Annotated in this window: 18 protein-coding genes and 3 pseudogenes; 17 read left to right on the top strand and 4 right to left on the bottom strand. The window is 61.9% G+C overall.

Translation table 11 applies throughout. From position 1 onward, the window contains the following. Nucleotides 1–61 precede the first annotated feature (61 nt). The 11 genes and pseudogenes from A3M3_RS0104310 (at nt 62) to A3M3_RS0104260 (ending at nt 9,566) form a co-directional block, all read left to right on the top strand. Nucleotides 62–1,325: pseudogene (locus A3M3_RS0104310) on the top strand (IS110 family transposase). A 295-nt stretch (nt 1,326–1,620) separates the two neighbouring features. Then, entirely contained in the window at nt 1,621–1,836 is a 216-nt protein-coding gene (locus tag A3M3_RS0104305; protein WP_028265307.1) for a Flp family type IVb pilin, read from the top strand. Nucleotides 1,837–1,886: 50 nt separating this feature from the next. Continuing rightward, a complete protein-coding gene (locus tag A3M3_RS0104300) occupies nt 1,887–2,114 on the top strand; it encodes a Flp family type IVb pilin (protein ID WP_028265306.1) in 228 nt (75 codons plus the stop codon). 125 nt (nt 2,115–2,239) lie between these two features. Continuing rightward, on the top strand, nt 2,240–2,614 hold the full coding sequence (locus tag A3M3_RS0104295) for a TadE/TadG family type IV pilus assembly protein (RefSeq protein ID WP_028265305.1): 375 nt from the start codon (nt 2,240–2,242) through the stop codon (nt 2,612–2,614). Continuing rightward, a complete protein-coding gene (locus tag A3M3_RS0104290; RefSeq protein WP_028265304.1) occupies nt 2,602–3,636 on the top strand; it encodes a Tad domain-containing protein in 1,035 nt (344 codons plus the stop codon). The genes A3M3_RS0104295 and A3M3_RS0104290 overlap by 13 nt, the downstream gene beginning before the upstream one ends. An 18-nt stretch (nt 3,637–3,654) precedes the next feature. Then, nucleotides 3,655–4,428 carry a Flp pilus assembly protein CpaB gene (gene cpaB, locus A3M3_RS0104285; protein ID WP_028265303.1) on the top strand — a complete coding sequence of 258 codons (774 nt, stop codon included), beginning with the start codon at nt 3,655–3,657 and terminating at the stop codon, nt 4,426–4,428. Next, on the top strand, nt 4,425–5,618 hold the full coding sequence (locus A3M3_RS0104280; protein ID WP_028265302.1) for an AAA family ATPase: 1,194 nt from the start codon (nt 4,425–4,427) through the stop codon (nt 5,616–5,618). Before cpaB ends, A3M3_RS0104280 begins: the two co-directional genes overlap by 4 nt. Continuing rightward, nucleotides 5,619–7,151, top strand: coding sequence for a CpaF family protein (locus A3M3_RS0104275; RefSeq protein WP_028265301.1), 1,533 nt, complete (start codon nt 5,619–5,621; stop codon nt 7,149–7,151). Between the two features lie 7 nt (nt 7,152–7,158). After that, the gene (locus A3M3_RS0104270) at nt 7,159–8,091 is read left to right on the top strand and encodes a type II secretion system F family protein (RefSeq protein WP_028265300.1); all 933 of its coding nucleotides are present in this window, start codon (nt 7,159–7,161) and stop codon (nt 8,089–8,091) included. Between the two features lie 8 nt (nt 8,092–8,099). After that, nucleotides 8,100–8,984, top strand: a complete 885-nt coding sequence (locus A3M3_RS0104265) for a type II secretion system F family protein (protein ID WP_028265299.1) — start codon at nt 8,100–8,102, stop codon at nt 8,982–8,984. A 126-nt stretch (nt 8,985–9,110) separates the two neighbouring features. Next, entirely contained in the window at nt 9,111–9,566 is a 456-nt protein-coding gene (locus A3M3_RS0104260) for an Hpt domain-containing protein (protein WP_028265298.1), read from the top strand. A 23-nt stretch (nt 9,567–9,589) separates the two neighbouring features. On the opposite strand, the gene A3M3_RS29455 is transcribed toward A3M3_RS0104260, so the two are convergent. Further along, nucleotides 9,590–9,916 carry a winged helix-turn-helix domain-containing protein gene (locus A3M3_RS29455; protein WP_035741335.1) on the bottom strand — a complete coding sequence of 109 codons (327 nt, stop codon included), beginning with the start codon at nt 9,914–9,916 and terminating at the stop codon, nt 9,590–9,592. 179 nt (nt 9,917–10,095) lie between these two features. Then, a pseudogene (locus A3M3_RS29450) lies at nt 10,096–10,467 on the bottom strand (response regulator transcription factor); the annotation flags it as partial. A gap of 374 nt (nt 10,468–10,841) precedes the next feature. Here A3M3_RS29450 and A3M3_RS0104250 point away from each other — a divergent pair. From A3M3_RS0104250 to A3M3_RS27245, 3 genes and pseudogenes are all read left to right on the top strand, one after another. Beyond that, nucleotides 10,842–12,371, top strand: coding sequence for a sensor histidine kinase (locus A3M3_RS0104250; RefSeq protein WP_231497183.1), 1,530 nt, complete (start codon nt 10,842–10,844; stop codon nt 12,369–12,371). A gap of 234 nt (nt 12,372–12,605) precedes the next feature. Further along, nucleotides 12,606–13,004, top strand: coding sequence for a hypothetical protein (locus A3M3_RS0104245; RefSeq protein WP_231497182.1), 399 nt, complete (start codon nt 12,606–12,608; stop codon nt 13,002–13,004). Between the two features lie 208 nt (nt 13,005–13,212). Further along, a pseudogene (locus A3M3_RS27245) lies at nt 13,213–14,478 on the top strand (IS110 family transposase). A 99-nt stretch (nt 14,479–14,577) separates the two neighbouring features. Here A3M3_RS27245 and A3M3_RS27240 read toward each other — a convergent pair. Both A3M3_RS27240 and A3M3_RS28720 read right to left on the bottom strand, forming a co-directional pair. Continuing rightward, on the bottom strand, nt 14,578–15,432 hold the full coding sequence (locus A3M3_RS27240) for an IS3 family transposase (protein ID WP_028265294.1): 855 nt from the start codon (nt 15,430–15,432) through the stop codon (nt 14,578–14,580). After that, nucleotides 15,429–15,752: a helix-turn-helix domain-containing protein gene (locus tag A3M3_RS28720; RefSeq protein WP_231497181.1), complete on the bottom strand. Its 324-nt coding sequence runs from the start codon at nt 15,750–15,752 to the stop codon at nt 15,429–15,431. The genes A3M3_RS27240 and A3M3_RS28720 overlap by 4 nt, the downstream gene beginning before the upstream one ends. Nucleotides 15,753–16,141: 389 nt before the next feature. Between A3M3_RS28720 and paaA the strand changes: the two genes are divergently transcribed. The 3 genes from paaA (at nt 16,142) to paaC (ending at nt 18,419) form a co-directional block, all read left to right on the top strand. After that, the gene (gene paaA, locus A3M3_RS0104220; protein WP_028265292.1) at nt 16,142–17,146 is read left to right on the top strand and encodes a 1,2-phenylacetyl-CoA epoxidase subunit PaaA; all 1,005 of its coding nucleotides are present in this window, start codon (nt 16,142–16,144) and stop codon (nt 17,144–17,146) included. After that, entirely contained in the window at nt 17,143–17,448 is a 306-nt protein-coding gene (gene paaB, locus A3M3_RS0104215) for a 1,2-phenylacetyl-CoA epoxidase subunit PaaB (RefSeq protein ID WP_028265291.1), read from the top strand. Before paaA ends, paaB begins: the two co-directional genes overlap by 4 nt. Before the next feature lie 74 nt (nt 17,449–17,522). Then, the gene (gene paaC / locus A3M3_RS0104210; RefSeq protein ID WP_028265290.1) at nt 17,523–18,419 is read left to right on the top strand and encodes a 1,2-phenylacetyl-CoA epoxidase subunit PaaC; all 897 of its coding nucleotides are present in this window, start codon (nt 17,523–17,525) and stop codon (nt 18,417–18,419) included. Nucleotides 18,420–18,422: the final 3 nt, after the last annotated feature.

The following is an 18,422-nucleotide window of genomic DNA, read 5'->3' as shown; positions in this document are numbered from 1 at the left end:
CAGGTGCCAGGGAGACCGCTAATAGGGGCAGGACAGTTTGGGATCGTCGTGCGTAACGTGGATGCCGGGCCCTGACACCGCTGACGGGCCGGCACTGGAGGATGACCCGCGACTGGAGGTGCCAGGTGATCAGAAACCACGAAACCGTTGACGTTTTCATTGGCTTGGACGTCGGCAAGGGCGAACACCACGCCGTTGCCTTGGACCGGGCCGGGAAGAAGCTGCTGGACCGGGCATTGCCCAATGACGAGGCCCGGATCCGTGAGATCCTGGCCGAGTTTCAAGGCCACGGACAGGCGTTGCTGGTCGTCGATCAGCCCGCGACGATCGGGGCGCTCCCGGTGGCCGTGGCCCAGGCCGCCGGCATGCCCGTCGGTTACCTGCCGGGCCTGGCGATGCGGCGGATCGCGGATCTGCACCCGGGAGAGGCGAAGACCGATGCCCGGGACGCGTTCATCATCGCCGACGCCGCACGCACCATGCCCCACGCCCTGCGCTCGGTCCAACTCGCCGACACCCAGCTCGCCGAGCTGAGCATGCTCTGCGGTTTCGACGATGACCTGGCCAAACAGATCACTGCGACTTCCAACCGGATCCGCGGTCTGCTCACCCAGATCCACCCGGCACTGGAGCGTGTTCTTGGCCCGCGCCTGGACCACCCTGCCGTGCTGGACCTGCTGCGGACCTGGCCCACCCCGGAGGCCTTGCGTCATGCCGGCCGGCGCCGGATCGGGAACCGGCTGGGAAAGCTCGCGCCCCGGATGGGCGAACGCCTCGCCGATGAGATCATCGAGGCCCTGGGCAAGCAAACCGTGGTCGTGGTCGGCACGAACGCCGCCACGATCGTGCTGCCCCAGCTCGCGGGCATGCTCGCCGCGTTCCACGAAGCCCGCGCTACCGTTTATGCCCAGGTCGAAGCCCTCGTGGAGGCCCACCCTCTTCACCACGTCCTGACGTCACTGCCGGCGGTCGGCGTCAGGACAGCAGCACGGATCCTCACCGAAGTCGTCGGGAAAGACTTCGCCTCAGCGGCGCACCTGGCATCCTGCGCAGGCCTGACACCGGTGACCTGGCGATCCGGGACCTCCATCCGTGCCGACCGCGCCTCCCGGAAAGGCAACAAAGTCCTCAAACGCGCCCTCTACCTCTCCGCCTTCGCCGCACTGAAAGACCCGCTCTCGCGCGCCTACTACGACCGCAAACGAGCCGAAGGAAAACGACACAACCAAGCCCTCATCGCCCTCGCCAGACGCCGCTGCGACACCCTCTACGCCATGCTCCGAGACGGAACCCTCTACCAAGCACGAACACCCACAGCAGCTTGACAAAAAACATAGGGGCACGCTCACTTTTGGGGCGTTTCCCGCGGACGCTCGATCACTTGAGGTGAGTGAGCGTTCCGTGTTTTGCCGTCATAGGTGAGCGAGCGTCGTTTTTCGCTCGGGGGCAGGCGGGCTGGAACCGCAGGATTTCCCAAGCTTTGGCCCAAGAAATGCGCAGGATCGCCAGTCTTCCCACAGGATGTCCCAAGGATTACGCCGCGGGGAGTTGGGCGTTGCTAGCTTGCTTGTGAGCTGGTGCTGGACCAGTTCGCACCCCCAACTCGCTCAGGAGTTTCACATGTTTGCTTTCTTCTCCAACGCCGCATCGCGGATCCGTCGTGACGAAAAGGGCGCCACCGCCGTCGAATACGGCATCATGGTTGCACTCATCGCCGTCGTCATCATCATCGCGGTCACCGCCCTCGGCGGGACGGTCAAGAACACCTTCGCTCAGGTCCAGTGTCAGATGACCACCGGTAAGACCTGGAACTCGACCACGTCGGTGTGCTCCTAGAAAGTCCGCCTCGTGCGGCTCGACAGCACTTTTCTCATCAAGGAGCCCAAATGTTTTCCGCTTTCCTAAAGTCCGTTTCTCGCGCGCGTCGTGACGAAAAGGGCGCCACCGCCGTCGAATACGGCATCATGGTTGCACTCATCGCCGTTGTCATCATCATCGCGGTCACTGCCCTCGGTGGGACCGTCAAGGACACGTTCACCCAGGTCCAGTGTTCGGTGTCTGGCAAAACCACCTACGCCGCAGGAGCAACCGCCGGTCAAGGCGCCTGCCCCTAGGAATCAGCCGGCATGGTGCCTCTCAGAAAATAGGGGCACATCAAGCAAATCCGGAGTGGCGGCGGCATTCAGGCGGCCGCCACTCCGCTTGTTTCGGACTATCCGTTCCTTGGAGAGGTAACTGTATGCCGAGGGCATCTGAACGGGGCGCTGTGGTGGTCGAGTTCGCCATCCTGGCACCACTCTTGGTCATGCTGCTCCTCGGCATCATGGAATTCGGCAGGGCCTACAACGTTCAGGTGTCGCTCTCGAACGCAGCCCGCGAAGGAGTCCGTGTCATGGCAATCTCGAATGACCAAACGGCCGCCAAAACAGCGGCAAAGAATGCCGCGGTTTCACTTAACCCAGGATTGGCCGACTCGAACTTCACTTTCAGCCCCGCCACATGCACCTCGGGGGCGCAGATGTCCGTCACCATCAAGTACACGCTGAGCACCCTCACGGGATTCGCCGGTCCATTCCCCATGCAAGGCGTAGGAGTCATGGTATGCAGCGGCTGATGGCCCGCGACGACGGCGAGCGCGGGGCCGTCGCAGTCCTCGTTGCGCTCTTGCTGGTTGTCTTGCTCGGTTTTGCCGCCCTTGCCGTGGATGCGGGCATGCTGTATTCCGAAAGGGCGCAAGTACAGAACGGATCCGACGCCGCTGCCCTCGCTGTGGCGCAGAAATGCGCCGCGAGTACGAGCGATCCGAATTGCTCGACGACGTCACAGATCGCCAGCGACATGGCCAATAAGAACGCGAACGACGGCCTCAGCAACATCAAGTCGATCAGCCTGGACCTGACCAACCGGAAAGTAACCGTAACCGCCGGATCCCAGCAGGCCGGTGGTGCACCGAATTCTGTCTCGCTCTTCTTCGCGCGCGTCCTGGGTGTTAGTACGGGCAACGCTGTGACCACATCGAGTGTCCAGTGGGGGAGCCCAACAGCCGGTACCGCTCCGTTCCCCCTGGCGTTCTCCATCTGCCAGGTGCGGGGGTACATCGGGGGAGCCGCGCAACTTCTTCAGGACCACAGCTCAGGCGCCAACCCTAGCTGCAATTACGGCCCCTCCGGCGCTGTCGCGCCTGGGGGGTTCGGCTGGCTCGCCCAGGATAACGGGGTATGCGGTAGCACCATCAACCTCGCCACCAGCGAAGCCGGCAGCTCCCAAGGCAACAATTCACCGACAAACTGCCCTGCGACGCTTCAAAAATGGGCCGCTACCATCAGCGCTGGAGGGAATGTCATCGTTCTGCTTCCGGTCTTCGACGCCATAACAGGTACGGGCGTAGGAGCCGGGGCGATCTACCATCTCGTGTCCTTCGCCGCATTCAAAGTGACGGGGTGGAAGTTCAGCGGCAACAACAGTCTTCCGGACAGTTTCCATAACACAAGTCCAGACGTCCCTTCAGCGCTTTCCTGCAACGGAAACTGCCGTGGAATCATCGGAAGTTTCGTCAAGTACGTCTCGTTGGCGGACGGCTACTCGCTGGGACCGGTAGATGCATTTGGGGCCACTATTGTGCGCCTCACCAACTAGATTCATCAGGAGTAGTAAGTGAAGTCACGCTTGTTGGCCGGATCGGTAGCAGCAGTGCTGGCCGTCGTCGGGGTGATTCTCGTGTTCTCCTATGCCCAAGGGGCGGATCAACGGGCGGTTCAAGACCTGGCTCCGGTTGACGTTCTGGTCGTTAAGACGGCGATTCCTGCCGGTACTCCGGTGGAAGCCATGACGGATTCCGTGGTCTCGCAGCAGCTGCCGGGAACAGCTGTCCCAAAGACCGCGCTGCACACGTTGGCGGACTCGCCGGGCAAGGTGGCCGCCGTCGACCTCGTCCCGGGCGAGACGCTGGTGGCCGAACGCTTAGTAGCCCCCGACGCCCTGAAGACTTCGGGCGACGTCAAGGTGCCCGCAGGGCTTCAGGAGGTCTCGTTTCAACTGGAACCGCAGCGGGTGGTCGGGGGACGGCTGGTTCCTGGTGACCACATTGGAATATTCATCTCGATGGGCACCGGTGGAATCGAGGCGAAACCGGACAAGCAAACTACCGAATTGGCGATCCACAAGGTGCTTGTGACCGCGGTCCAGCGTGCGCCCCAAACCGGGGCGAGCGCGCAGCCGACGCCGAATCCCAGTTCCGGTGCGGCGGCTGATCCCAATGCCAGTGCACTTCCCACTGGATCACTCCTGCTGACCGTCGCCGTCAACGATGTGGACGCCTCCAAGATCGTTTTCGCGTCGGAGTACGAGAAGATCTGGCTCAGCAAAGAACCGTTGGATGCCAAAGACAGTGGCCCCACCGTCATGCAGCAGAGCGGGGTATACCGATGAGCCGCTTTGTCCTGATCACCCCCAGTGCTGACTTTGACTTACGGTTGCGTCAAGCCGTTGCCGGGGGCTTGCCCGGACGGGTGCAGACCTTTTTCACGAGCGTCTTGCCCGCTGATCCGGCCGAGCTGTTTGGCGCACTTGACCAGGAACAACTCGAGGTCCTGATCCTGGGACCCGACGTGCCCGTTGATGACGCCCTGCGCCTCGCCAGGGTTTTCGATGTGCAGTTGCCGGAGCTGAGCGTCCTCCTTGTGAGTGAGCTGGACCCCGAATTCGTCCTCCAAGCCATGCGTTCCGGAATCCGAGACATCATGAGCCCGGCCGCGGACCTGGCCCAGATACGGGTCATGCTTGAGCGTGCGTGCCAGTCTTTCGCCAGCCGCCAGCGCACCGGGGAACCCAAGCAGGCGGGTTCCCCGAAAGGCTTGGTGATCGGCGTCTTCTCTCCCAAGGGCGGGGTGGGCAAGACGACGATCGCCACGAACATTGCCGTGGGCTTGGGCAAGATTGCGCCGATGAGCGTTGTGATCGTCGATCTGGACTTACAGTTCGGTGACGTCGCGTCCGGGCTTTACCTGAATCCGGAACACACAGTCACTGATGCTGTTACGGCGTCGGCCAGCCAGGATTCCCTGGTCCTCAAGGCCTTTCTCACGGTGCACCCGGCAAGCATCTATGCCTTATGCGCGCCGAATGACCCCGTCGAAGCAGATGAGATCTCACCGGAACAGGTGGGCAGGTTGCTCGAGCAGCTTGCCGAACAGTTCCAGTACGTGGTGGTGGACACCGCCCCCGGATTGCCCGAAATCGGGCTCGCAGCCCTCGAGCATTGCACGGACGCAGTGTGGGTCACTGCCATGGACGTTCCAAGTGTTCGGGGCCTTCGCTCCGGCCTGGACATCCTCCGACGGCTGAACCTCTTGCCGGAAACCCGGCACGTGGTGCTCAATATGGCTGATTCAAAGTCCGGTTTGTCGGTCCAGGACGTCGAGTCAACTGTCGGCGCACCCGTGGATGTGAGCATTCCCCGGTCGAAGGCCGTTGCGTTCTCCACCAACCGTGGCATTCCCGTGCTTCAGGAAGCCCTTAAGGATCCGGCCGTCAAAGGACTCAAGCAGCTGGTGGAACGCTTCAACCCTGCGTGGCGTGCTACGGCGCAGCGCAAATTACACAGGAGGGTGGTGGTGTAGATGAAGCTATCCGAGCGATTGAGTGCTGCGGAAGGGAAAGTCCAGGCATCAACCGGGACCAGTGTCGATGCTTCGGTGCCGGGCGGGCCGGGACCGAGCATCCCCCGGGCATCCAAACCGACGTTTGCCGAGTCCACGAAACTGCCTGGGCTGCCCCCCGCAGGAGCCAGCGGCGCTGTACCCCGCATTTCAGTTAAGATATCTGACCAGCCGGACTCGGCCAAGGCCAAAGCCCCGCAACCAGTAGACGCCTTCGCTGCCCTGAAACGCCGCGCCGCAACCGCATTGTTTGAACGCCTGGGAACCAGGTTCAACGACTCGAGCGTGAGCGAACAAGAGTTGGGGACAACAGCGCGGGAGGAACTCACTCGGATCATCGACGCAGAGCAGGTCCCCCTATCCGCCGATGAGCGCAGTCGGCTCGTAGCGGACGTGGCAGACGACGTCCTTGGTTATGGTCCGCTCCAACGCCTGCTGGACGATCCGGACGTCACGGAAATCATGGTCAACAGGATGGACCAGATCTACGTCGAAAGGAAAGGCAAGCTGATCCTCACGGATTCCGGATTCAGTTCGGAGGACCATCTTCGGAGGGTCATTGAACGCATCGTTTCGAAGGTGGGACGCCGGATCGACGAATCGTCCCCGCTCGTTGACGCACGCCTTGAAGACGGTTCGCGAGTCAACGCCGTGATCCCGCCTCTTGCGGTTGGGGGTTCATCGCTGACCATCCGAAAATTCAGCAAAGTGCCATTGACCATTAGGAACCTGATCGATTTCGGCACGCTCACGCCCGAGATGGCCGAACTCCTCAATGCTTGCGTGAAGGCGAAACTGAACATCATTGTTTCCGGAGGTACCGGAACCGGCAAGACCACCCTGCTGAATGTTCTTTCGTCGTTCATCCCGGAGGACAACCGCATCGTCACCATCGAGGACGCGGTCGAACTTCAGATCCAGCAACAACATGTGGTCAGGCTGGAGAGCAGGCCCCCGAACACAGAGGGGAAGGGCCAAGTGACCATCAGGGAGTTGCTCCGGAACTCCCTCCGTATGCGTCCGGACAGGATCGTCGTCGGCGAGGTCCGTGGCGGAGAGTCTCTCGACATGCTGCAGGCCATGAACACAGGCCACGACGGCTCCCTCTCAACGGTCCACTCAAATTCCCCTCGTGACGCCGTCGCCCGCTTGGAAACCCTGGTGCTCATGGCGGGCATGGACTTGCCGTTGCGCGCTATCCGGGAGCAAATTGCGTCCGCAGTGAATCTGATCATCCAAATTTCCCGTTTGCGGGACGGGACGCGCCGCATCACGCATGTGACTGAGGTCCAAGGCATGGAAGGCGATATTGTCACTCTCCAAGACGCCTTCGTCTTCGACTACTCGGCCGGCGTTGATAGTCATGGGATGTTTCTTGGCAGGCCAGTGCCAACGGGTATCCGTCCGCGGTTCATCGACCGCTTCGACGATCTGGGCATTCGAGTCTCTCCCGAGGTCTTCGCCGCACCCCTGGCAATGACAGCAAAGGCGTGAGCGAACCATGATGCTGTTGACTGGAATGGGTTTGATGCTTTCAGCCATCCTGCTCCTTGGGATGGCCGTGATCTTGCCGAAAACCCCCGAGGTTCCGCTGGATCGCCGGCGGCCCTACCAGGTGAATTCGGGGTCCCAGCTGACCCGCTTTGCAGGTTCGGCCGCCGACGTCCTCCACAGGTTTCTGACGAGGCGCAACGTCCAGTTTTTCAACCGTGAAGAACTGGAAAACGCCGGTCTGCGCATGAGCCAAGCGGACTTCTTTATCCTCATGATCGCCGGCGCATTCGTGGGTGCGTTGATCGGACTCGTCGTCGGCGGGCCCGTCGTCGCCATCTTGTTCTTCATTCCGGCGCCCATCGTCGCGCGGCTGATCACCCGGTTCCTGTCCGGGAAACGACGGGCGAAGTTTGACGATCAGCTCGGTGACACCCTCCAACTATTGTCCGGCGGCCTGCGTGCTGGCCACAGCATCCTTCGTGCCATCGACGCCGCAGCCACCGAGTCACCCAGCCCGACGTCCGAGGAAATGCGCAGGATCATCACAGAGACAAGCCTGGGCCGTGACCTGCAGGACTCGCTTAACGACGCCGCGGAACGGATGCGGAGCGAGGATTTTGTCTGGATAGCCCAAGCTATCCAAATCAACCGTGAGGTGGGCGGAAACCTTGCAGAGGTGCTGGACCAAGTGAACGAAACCATACGCGAACGCAGCGAGATCAAGGGACACATCAAGTCCCTTGCAGCCGAGGGAAAGTTCTCGGGATACATCCTGATGGCGCTTCCCTTCGGCATCGTGACCATGCTGATGCTTGTCAACCCGGGCTACATGAACGTGATGTTTACCCATCCCCTTGGTTGGGGAATGATCGTGGCGTCCGTCATCCTCATGACTATTGGCGGTCTCTGGATGCGCAAGATCATCGACCTGAAGTTTTGAGGTGACGTATGAATCCCTTGCTTCTCCTTTCCTTGCTGCTGGTTCCCCTGCCCGTTTCTTTCCTCGCGTGGTCATTTCTGTCAGTGGACCGCAAAGCGCAACGCGCCGTTCGTGAGCTCTTGGCCCGGGGTGAAAGCGTTGCGGACGTCGGGCAGAAGAAGTGGAGCATTTCACTCGAGCGCATTGGCTATCGGCTCACCCCTGGAAGCTACGTGCAGAAGCTGGACAGGCTGATCTCCCTGGCCGGCCGCCCGCCGTCGCTCCCTTTGGGACGCGTCCTCGCAGCTAAACCCGCGCTCGGATTGTGTGGTGCGCTTTTTGGCTTTTTAATTAGTGCCAACAGTTCAAGCGGGATCATTAAACTCGTCGGGATATTTGTTGTATTACTTGGCTATTTCATTCCGGATCTTTTGCTTTACAGCAAAGGGCAAGAGCGTCAAAAAGCAATGCAATTGGAACTCGCAAATACCATGGACCAAATGCTTATTTCAGTAGAAGCTGGCCTTGGTTTTGAAGGTGCAATGGCACGCGCCGGAGAAAACGGGAAAGGTCCTCTCGCTGAGGAGTTGGTGCGGACGCTGCAGGACATGCAGGTGGGACGGAGCCGGCGTGAGTCCTATCTTGCCCTGGCCGAACGCACCAACGTTCCTGAACTCCGAAGCTTCGTTCAGGCCGTGATCCAAGCAGATGCGTACGGTATTGCCATCAGCCGGGTCCTGAGAGTTCAAGCCAAGGTGATGCGGGTGAAGCGCCGCCAGCGGGCCGAAGAGAAGGCCATGAAGCTTCCGGTGATGGTTCTCTTCCCGCTTCTGCTCTTCATCTTCCCCGTGCTGTTCATCGCCATTCTGGGTCCGGCCGTCATCAACACCATAGCCAGCTTCAGCGGCGGCTGAGCGCAACATAGCATTCCTCAATTTAAGCGAGCTAGGACAAAAGAAGATAAATCAAGAAATGCCTAAGATTTCCTTAAGATAAGCATAAGTTCGGTCTTTCCGGAATTCAGAAAGTAGCATTGGGCTATGTTCAGTTCAGGATCCAGCGAAGTCAACGAGGACGCAGGCCCCGATCATACGGGTTCGGCCAGTGCCCCCGACGGGTTGTGTGCGGCCCGGCTTGCTGAGCAACCGATACTGGATCTCGCGGAATTCCAGCTCTTGGAAGATCAAGTGGACAATCCACAAATTGCACGAAGCTTTGCGGGCGATTTCGCAAAGCTGTGGGGGATGCGGTACGAAATCCTCGCAGCCGCCGTCGGACGCGGTGATGTCGCCGGGGCTTTGGACGCGATCCTCAGCCTGAGGACTTCCTCCGCCATGGTGGGCGGTGTCCGCCTTGCCCTGCTTGCGGGGCAGCTGGAGGAACACATACGGAATGGTGGATTGCGCGAAGCCCAGCCCCTCCTCAGTGACGTGGCTGACTGCGGCTACGCCACGGTCCAGGAGTTGAAGGACAGTTACGTACTCCGGAACGATTGACGCTCCAGGCCGGGCTCGAACACCTAACCCAGTCTTTTCGGAGCCAGCCGGTAACCGACCCCTCGGACTGTCTGCAGGAAGCGCGGCGATTGTGGATCTTCACGGAGCTTTCGGCGAAGGTTGCCGATATGAGTCTCAACAGCCCGCTCGTCGGCTTCGCTGATGTAGGCATTGTCGTCGTAGTAGTCGCCTCGGGCAGCCCGGACAAGGTCTGCCTTGCTCCGTACCTCCCCTTGAGAGCGGAGTATGTCGAATAGCAAATCGAATTCGCTTCGGGTCAACGTCAGGGGCAAGCCTTGAAGCGTGGCCATGCGGGATTTGTAGTTCAGTGCCAAGCCATTGTGCTTCATCACGGCTTGCTCGGATTCGTGCGGGCGGCCGTAATCGCCTCCGCCAGACCAACGCCAACCGAGCCAACGCCAACCGAACCAACGCCAACCGAACCAACGCCAACCGAACCAACGCCAACCGAACCAACGCCAACCGAACCAACGCCGGGACCCTCGGGGTGCGAAGCAAAGCTGTCGGTCGCGCGAGGCCTTCGCATCATCGCGGTGACCCGCGCCCTCAATTCACGCGGTAAGAACGGCTTTTTAACGTAGTCGTCCGCCCCGGTGAGGAAGGCCGTCAAAGTGTCCGGCTCATCGCGCCTGGCAGTCAGCATCACCACATAGGCGTCGCTGAATTGCCGAATTCGACGCAGGACCTCGTGGCCGTCCATATCTGGAAGACCAACGTCCAGCGTTACCACTGCGGCGCGTTTATCCCGTACCACTTCCACGCCTTCACGTCCGGTTGCGGCGGAGTGCACCACAAATCCGGCTTCCTTGAGGATGGCGTCAACCAAATTTCGTACGTCTTCGTCATCCTCAATGACTACAGCTACCCCAGGCTCGCCCATTGTCATCCTTGAGTCGGTACCCACCGCCGCACAGCCCAGCGCAATGCGGTAAATGTCACCGAAAGCTACGATACAAGCATTGAAGGCATCTGGCATCTAATATGTGGATTATGCGTCGCTCCGCACGTTCGTGTCGATCTGCGGAGTCGGCGTATTCGGTGATCTTGGGGGTATCGCTGCAATAATTTGTCCGCGAATCTCCAACGAAGGGTCTCGACTTGAGTGAGCAGCCTTTATTTCGCAAGGCCGCCCGATTTTTCAGGAAACTTCAGCCGCGAGTCCGGTTGGCCATTTGTGAATTGCCGGTGACGCTCATCGTCGCGGTCGTGGTGATCGCAGCCCCTGTTTTTTGGCCAGGGTTAATCCAGAATTGGTTGTTTTTAACTGGAGTGTTCCTTCACGGAATCCTGTTCCTGGCTTGCCTGCTGATTCCTTGGGAGCGCCTGCCTCCGAGCCTCAGCCTGACGATTCCCATTCTGGATCTGGTTGCCCTGTGCTTTACGCGAAACGGCGCTTTCAACGTCATGCCGGGCCTGAACACCTTGGCCATCTTTCCCGTGATCTGGCTGTCGGCCTCGGGCATGCTCTCCAGGACAAGCCTGATCCTGAGTTTTGCGGGCCCTTTCTTTATCGCGCTTCCACCCGTTCTTGCGCGTTTGCCGTATCCGCCCGCATCGGAGCTTTCCTCGCTGGTGCTTTTGCCAATGATGATGTTTGCGGTAGGGGTCTCCATTCGCATGGCAGGATCCAATGCCCAGCTGCTGCAAGAGCGGGTAAAGCGCCGGGATTACGCATTGCGCCAATTGCTTGCCGCCAGCAGACAGAGGGAAACGCTGCTCAAGACCATCCTGGACACGATCGACGTCGGAATTGTCGCCGTCGATTCGAAGGGTGAAACCCTTCTGGTCAACAACCAACAAAGAGCATTCCTGCGCTTGGCTACGCCTACGGAAGGCCCTCCGGATCCAGCACACCGTGAGCAGCTTGTTTTCGGACTGGACCGCCAGACGCCGCTTCCCCCGGGAAAGAGCCCGGTTAGAAGGGCGACTCAAGGGGAGACGTTCTCCGACTACCTCGTGTGGTTCGGTTCAGGCGCCGAGCAGCGGGCTATTTCTACTGCCGCCCGAGGGATGAAGAACAACATCGACGACCGGTTTGGCGGCGCGGTGATCGTTTTCAGGGACGTAACTGACGTGGTTGAGGCGTTAGCGGCCAAGGATGAACTGGTGGCGAACGTTTCGCATGAGTTCGGGTCTCCGCTGACGTCGATCTTGGGCAATCTCGACCTCGTGCTTCGAAATGCCCACGAGCTACCCCCGGGACCAATGCGTTTCGTGGAAATCGCTCAACGCAATGCCGGGCGGCTCCGCGCCCTGGTGGAAGACCTGCTGTTGTCCTCCGCCGCCGTCGAGGTTGTACATCTGCGGCGCACGGACTTGGCGGGATTGATCGAGAATAGCTTGGTGTCCGCCCAGGCGCAGGCCAACGCCGCCAATGTTGGCCTGGTGGCAGAGGTGGCGGCGCCGCTGTGGGCGGATGCTGATCCTTTGAGGCTGGGGCAGGCCTTGGACAATCTGGTGTCCAACGCTATTAAGTATTCGCCCGGTGGTGGCCTCGTGAGCGTTCGGGCGGCGCGCAATGACAGCTGGGTCCGGCTTGAAGTGCAGGATACGGGCATGGGCATGACCGCGGACGAGGCGGCCAGGATCTTCACCCGGTTCTTCCGTACGGATGCTGCCCGGCAGGCCGCAATTCCAGGCGTCGGCCTCGGGCTGTCCATCACTAAGTCCATTGTGGAACGCCATGGGGGGAGCATCACCTGCTTCAGCAGGCCAGGCGGCGGAAGCACCTTTGTCGTGGCGCTGCCCGCCGGGGCGCCCCCGGAGTACGCCACCGCAGGTTGAGCGGCTTTCTCCTAGAGGCGGCACCTGAAGGGGCCGGTTAGCTGAGGACCGTCCAAGTAGTCGGCCGCGGAAAATTCGAGTACCGACTACTCGTGACCCGTTCCGAGGGCACGGATTGAATGGGACACAGCCGGTCTCACGGCGTCGTTTCTGGTCTCTGGGGGTTGTTCGTATGCGCGGTTTCTGCAATATCCTTACGCCCGTTCCGTGTCTTGCCTTGACGGAGGTTGTCCGTTGAGCGCGGGCATGGGGTCCGCCGTCTTTTTCGCCGGTTCCTTTCCCGGGTTGATCCTGCTGGACCTGGGCCAGACAGTGGTGGTGGTATGCGTATGTTTCGACATGGTCCGTGCACTGTCCGTGCCGCGATCCCATCGGCGCTACGTGGCTAACACCATCTTCAGGACCCTAGCGGTGCCGTCGATTCTCGTCATGGGCGTCAGCGTGCTGGCTAAAGCGATCCTCTCCTCTTGGGCGGACGTGGCCATGGGCGTTTTCGTGATGGTGATGATCATCTTCCGCTGGCACCAAGACAACGACGAGGACAGCTGGTGGAAAGGCAAGGGCAAGAAGCTGGCCCGCTGGGCGCGGAAGCAGCTTGCGCCCCGACCCGCCTTGGCGCCAGTGCTCGGCTAAGCGAGCTGCCACGCTGTCCCCCGACGCTCGTTACCTTTTTCGTAGCCCTTTCCTGGTGCAGGATATGGGTGTGTTGGCCTGCCGTCCCGGCATGATTGTGACGCTCTGTCGATGCATGATCCTGAGCGTGTTGTCACCGGGGCTTGGCAGGTGCCAGGGAGACCGCTAATAGGGGCAGGACAGTTTGGGATCGTCGTGCGTAACGTGGATGCCGGGCCCTGACACCGCTGACGGGCCGGCACTGGAGGATGACCCGCGACTGGAGGTGCCAGGTGATCAGAAACCACGAAACCGTTGACGTTTTCATTGGCTTGGACGTCGGCAAGGGCGAACACCACGCCGTTGCCTTGGACCGGGCCGGGAAGAAGCTGCTGGACCGGGCATTGCCCAATGACGAGGCCCGGATCCGTGAGATCCTGGCCGAGTTTCAAGGCCACGGACAGGCGTTGCTGGTCGTCGATCAGCCCGCGACGATCGGGGCGCTCCCGGTGGCCGTGGCCCAGGCCGCCGGCATGCCCGTCGGTTACCTGCCGGGCCTGGCGATGCGGCGGATCGCGGATCTGCACCCGGGAGAGGCGAAGACCGATGCCCGGGACGCGTTCATCATCGCCGACGCCGCACGCACCATGCCCCACGCCCTGCGCTCGGTCCAACTCGCCGACACCCAGCTCGCCGAGCTGAGCATGCTCTGCGGTTTCGACGATGACCTGGCCAAACAGATCACTGCGACTTCCAACCGGATCCGCGGTCTGCTCACCCAGATCCACCCGGCACTGGAGCGTGTTCTTGGCCCGCGCCTGGACCACCCTGCCGTGCTGGACCTGCTGCGGACCTGGCCCACCCCGGAGGCCTTGCGTCATGCCGGCCGGCGCCGGATCGGGAACCGGCTGGGAAAGCTCGCGCCCCGGATGGGCGAACGCCTCGCCGATGAGATCATCGAGGCCTTGGGCAAGCAAACCGTGGTCGTGGGTCGGCACGAACGCCGCCACGATCGTGCTGCCCCAGCTCGCGGGCATGCTCGCCGCGTTCCACGAAGCCCGCGCTACCGTTTATGCCCAGGTCGAAGCCCTCGTGGAGGCCCACCCTCTTCCACCACGTCCTGACGTCACTGCCGGCGGTCGGCGTCAGGACAGCAGCACGGATCCTCACCGAAGTCGTCGGGAAAGACTTCGCCTCAGCGGCGCACCTGGCATCTTACGCAGGCCTGACACCGGTGACCTGGCGATCCGGGACCTCCATCCGTGCCGACCGCGCCTCCCGGAAAGGCAACAAAGTCCTCAAACGCGCCCTCTACCTCTCCGCCTTCGCCGCACTGAAAGACCCGCTCTCGCGCGCCTACTACGACCGCAAACGAGCCGAAGGAAAACGACACAACCAAGCCCTCATCGCCCTCGCCAGACGCCGCTGCGACACCCTCTACGCCATGCTCCGAGACGGAACCCTCTACCAAGCACGAACACCCACAGCAGCTTGACAAAAAACATAGGGGCACGCTCACTTTTGGGGCGTTTCCCGCGGACGCTCGATCACTTGATGAACTGGTCCCCGGAAGTTGGACTGGCTAAGTAGGATCCTAGGCTGCGAGGGCCTGGGCACGGTATTGCACCGGGCTCAGGCCCTCGAGTTTTGTGGAGATTCTTTCGGTGTTGTACCAGCGGATGTACTCGTGCAGCGCTGTTTCCAGTGCCTCGGTGTTGAGGAACCTGGTCCTGTGGAACATCTCCTCCTTGAGGTGGCCGAAGAAGTTCTCCATCACGGCGTTGTCGTAGCAGTTGCCCTTGCGCGACATGGATTGGACCGCGCCGGCGCCCTCGAGGAGAGTGCGCCAGGAGATGTGCTGGTACTGGACCCCCTGGTCGGAGTGCACCAGAGGCTGCTGGCCTTGCCCGAGGCGGCTCAATGCCTCACGCAGCGAGGTGTTGGTCAGCTCCAGGTTCGGGGAGGACCCGATCGAATAGGAGATGATCTGCCGGTCGAAGAGGTCCATGACCGGTGAGAGGTAGAGCTTGCGGTCCCCGACGCTGAACTCGGTCACGTCGGTGACCCATTTCCGGTTCGGGGCATCGGCGTCGAATTCCCGGTTCAGCACGTTCTCCGCGACGGCGCCCTGCCCGCCCCGGTAGGAGTTGTAGCGTTTCTTCCGCCGCACCTGGCAGACCAGCCGCAGCGAACGCATCAGCTTCAGCACGGTCTTCTTCGCGACCGCCCACCCCTGCCTGCCCAGCTCGGTGTGGATGCGCCGGTGCCCGTACCGGCCCCGGTTCTTCGCGAAGATCTCCGCCACCGCGGCCTTCAGTGCTTCCTGCGGGTCCGGAGCCTGCAGGCGCCCCTGGTGATAGAAGAACGTGGACCGGGCAAGCCCGGCCACCTGCAGCAGGACGGGCAGGGGAAAGCCGGCCTTGAGAGCGATGAGGGCCTGGACCTTCACCGTCGTTCCTGCGCCCTCAAGGCCCGCAATTTTCCCAAATACGCCACCTCGGCCCGCAACCGCTCGTTCTCCCGCCGCAACCGCTCCAGCTCGGGCAGTTCCGCCGGGGGCGGGGAATCGGGCTGCCGGGGCCTGCCCCTGGGCTTGGGCCGCAACGCGTCCGCGCCCCTCCCGGCGATCCCCCGGACCCACTTCTGCAACAACTCGCGCGAGGACAAACCTGCCTCCACTGCCAGGTCCGGGCCGGTCTCGCCCGCGAGGAACCGCTCGACCAGGGCGAGCTTGAACTCGAAAGAGTACGACTTCGCCGGCTTGCTCACCAGCGCTCCTTGCCCATGAATCCTCCACCGCCCAAACAGTGCCTTGACCGGCACACGAGACACACCCAGCATCCTGGCCGCCGCCACGTGCCCGACGCCTTTCTCAAACCACGCTACAGCGGCCTCACGCTGGACCTCAGACAATGAACTACGTGCATGCATAAAACTGCTCCCTGGAAGTCGGAACTGAATTTCTCAGTCCAACTTCCGGGGACCAGTTCATGAGGTGAGCGAGCGTTTCGTCTTTTGCCGCCATAGGTGAGCGAGCGTCCCGTATTTTGCCCGGATAGGTGAGCGGGCGTCGCGTCGCGCGGACGCCCGAACGCTTGACGCATCTCGGGCCTTGCCCATATCCTGAACGAACGGTCGGTAAATATTTAGGAGCAACCATGGCATCGCAGAATCTGCAGTCTGTGCCCGCTGAGCTGTCCCCGGAAGAGCAAGAGCGGGAGACTGCCGGTAAGGCGTACTTTGACCGCGTCATCTCCGAGGACTCGCGTATCGAACCCCGCGACTGGATGCCGGAGGCCTACCGCAAGACACTCCTGCGCCAGATCTCGCAGCACGCGCACTCGGAAATCATCGGCATGCAGCCGGAAGCCAACTGGATCACCAGGGCTCCGAGCCTCAAGCGCAAGGCCATCCTCATGGCCAAGGTACAGGACGAGGCAGGCCATGGCCTGTACCTGTACTCGGCAGCTGAGACCCTCGGCCAGCCGCGTGACCAGATGATGCAGGACCTCATGGACGGCAAAGCCAAGTACTCCTCGATCTTCAACTACCCGGCCCGGACCTGGGCGGACATGGGCGCCATCGGCTGGATGGTGGACGGAGCCGCGATCGCAAACCAGGTACCGCTGTGCCGTGCCTCCTTTGGCCCCTACGGCCGTGCCATGGTTCGCGTGTGCAAGGAAGAGTCCTTCCACCAGCGCCAGGGTTTCGAGATCCTGCTGGAACTGTCCAACGGCACGCCTGAGCAGAAGCAGATGGCACAGGAAGCCGTGAACCGCTGGTACGCCCCGGCGCTGATGATGTTCGGGCCGCCGGATGATGATTCACCCAACTCCAAGCAGTCGATGGCCTGGAACATCAAGCGGTTCAGCAATGACGAGCTCCGCAACCGTTTCGTCGGCATGATGATGGAGCAGGTCAAGGTCCTGGGGCTGACGCTGCCGGACAAGGACATTCGCTTCAACGAGGAAACGAAGAAGTGGGAGCACGGCCCGCTGGACTGGGACGAGTTCCACGAAGTGCTAGCCGGCCGTGGCCCGTGCAACGCCCAGCGCCTGGAACGGCGCCGCGAAGCACACCAGAACGGCGCCTGGGTGCGCGAAGCCGCCGCCGCCTACGCGGAAAAGCAGGCAACGAAGCAAGCAGAAAAGGTATCCGCATGACCACCCCCGAACCCCACGCAGGCAACGTCTGGCCCATCTGGGAAGTTTTCGTCCGTTCCAGCCGCGGTTTGTCGCACGTCCACGCAGGCTCGTTGCATGCTCCTGACGCTGCGATGGCGTTGCGCAATGCCCGCGACCTCTACACCCGCCGCAACGAGGGCGTGTCCATCTGGGTTGTCCCGGCGGACGCGATCGCCTCGAGCGATCCGGACTCGAAGGGCTCGTTCTTTGAGTCCCCTCAGGGCAAGGATTACCGCCACGCGACGTACTACACCAAGAGTGAGGGTGTGAAGCACCTGTGAGCAGCCCCGAAGAAGCCGCCCCCACCGACGCCGCCCCCACGGACGCGGCCCCCACTGAAACCCCGGCAAACGACGTGAACGACGGCGGCCACGGGGACATCTCCGTCGGCGTGTCCGGTGCTGGTGCCAGCGGCGACGGTGCCGCCAGTGCCACCCGTATTACCCCGGGCAACGCGTTGCGCCCAGAGGACATTGCCCTCTCGGTCAGCCATGGCACGGCCAAGCCGAGCGAGGACGTTGCCGAGTTCGCCCTGCGTTTGGGCGATGACGCCCTGATCCTCGCGCAGCGGCTGGGCCACTGGATCTCCCGCGCGCCGGAGCTTGAAGAGGACATCGCGTTGGGCAACATCGCGCTGGACCAGTTGGGCCATGCGCGGTCCTTCCTTAGCTACGCCGGCGGTCTTGACGGCAGGAGCGAGGATGATCTGGCCTACTTCCGCCGCGAGCCTGAGTTCCGTTCGGTCGAGATCTTCGAGCAGCCCAACGGCGACTTCGCGCACACGATCGCCCGGCAGTTCGTGGTGAGCTTTTACCAGTTCGAGCTGTACCGGCGGCTGGCCCAGTCCACGGATGCCACGATGGCAGGGATTGCGGCGAAGGCCGTCAAGGAAGTGGATTACCACCGCGATCACAGCACCCAGTGGGTCTTGCGCCTTGCCCTCGGCACGGACGAGTCCCGCCGGCGGATGATCCACGCGTTCAAGACCATCTGGCCGTACGTGGACGAGCTCTTCCGCGACGACGAGCTCACGGGCCGCCTCAGCGCGTCCGGTGCCGGCGTGCAACCTTCCAGCTTGCGGGCGGACTTTGACCGCCTGACCGGCGAGGTCCTGGCCGAAGCGGACCTTCAGGTTCCGCAGGTGCAGCCGGCCCCCGGTGGCGGCCGCCAGGGCAAGCATTCCGAGCACTTGGGCTACATCCTGGCCGAGATGCAGGTGCTGGCCCGCGAACATCCCGGGGCAAGCTGGTGACGG

Origin of the sequence: Arthrobacter sp. MA-N2 (assembly GCF_000517125.1) — a bacterium.
In the GTDB taxonomy this organism is placed as follows: Bacteria; Actinomycetota; Actinomycetes; order Actinomycetales; family Micrococcaceae; genus Arthrobacter; species Arthrobacter methylotrophus.
Note: the sequence above shows the minus strand (reverse complement) of the source record. Positions and strands in the feature narration are given on the sequence as shown.

Excerpts from the sequence above, each read along its gene's own strand:
- A3M3_RS0104290 (WP_028265304.1), top strand. The coding sequence starts at position 2,602 with ATGCAGCGGCTGATGGCCCGCGACGACGGCGAGCGCGGGGCCGTCGCA.
- A3M3_RS0104265 (WP_028265299.1), top strand. The coding sequence starts at position 8,100 with ATGAATCCCTTGCTTCTCCTTTCCTTGCTGCTGGTTCCCCTGCCCGTT.
- paaA (WP_028265292.1), top strand. The coding sequence starts at position 16,142 with ATGGCATCGCAGAATCTGCAGTCTGTGCCCGCTGAGCTGTCCCCGGAA.
- A3M3_RS0104295 (WP_028265305.1), top strand. The coding sequence starts at position 2,240 with ATGCCGAGGGCATCTGAACGGGGCGCTGTGGTGGTCGAGTTCGCCATC.
- A3M3_RS0104275 (WP_028265301.1), top strand. The coding sequence starts at position 5,619 with ATGAAGCTATCCGAGCGATTGAGTGCTGCGGAAGGGAAAGTCCAGGCA.
- A3M3_RS0104270 (WP_028265300.1), top strand. The coding sequence starts at position 7,159 with ATGATGCTGTTGACTGGAATGGGTTTGATGCTTTCAGCCATCCTGCTC.
- A3M3_RS0104280 (WP_028265302.1), top strand. The coding sequence starts at position 4,425 with ATGAGCCGCTTTGTCCTGATCACCCCCAGTGCTGACTTTGACTTACGG.
- A3M3_RS0104260 (WP_028265298.1), top strand. The coding sequence starts at position 9,111 with ATGTTCAGTTCAGGATCCAGCGAAGTCAACGAGGACGCAGGCCCCGAT.
- A3M3_RS29455 (WP_035741335.1), bottom strand. The coding sequence starts at position 9,916 with ATGAAGCACAATGGCTTGGCACTGAACTACAAATCCCGCATGGCCACG.
- A3M3_RS0104300 (WP_028265306.1), top strand. The coding sequence starts at position 1,887 with ATGTTTTCCGCTTTCCTAAAGTCCGTTTCTCGCGCGCGTCGTGACGAA.
- A3M3_RS0104305 (WP_028265307.1), top strand. The coding sequence starts at position 1,621 with ATGTTTGCTTTCTTCTCCAACGCCGCATCGCGGATCCGTCGTGACGAA.
- paaB (WP_028265291.1), top strand. The coding sequence starts at position 17,143 with ATGACCACCCCCGAACCCCACGCAGGCAACGTCTGGCCCATCTGGGAA.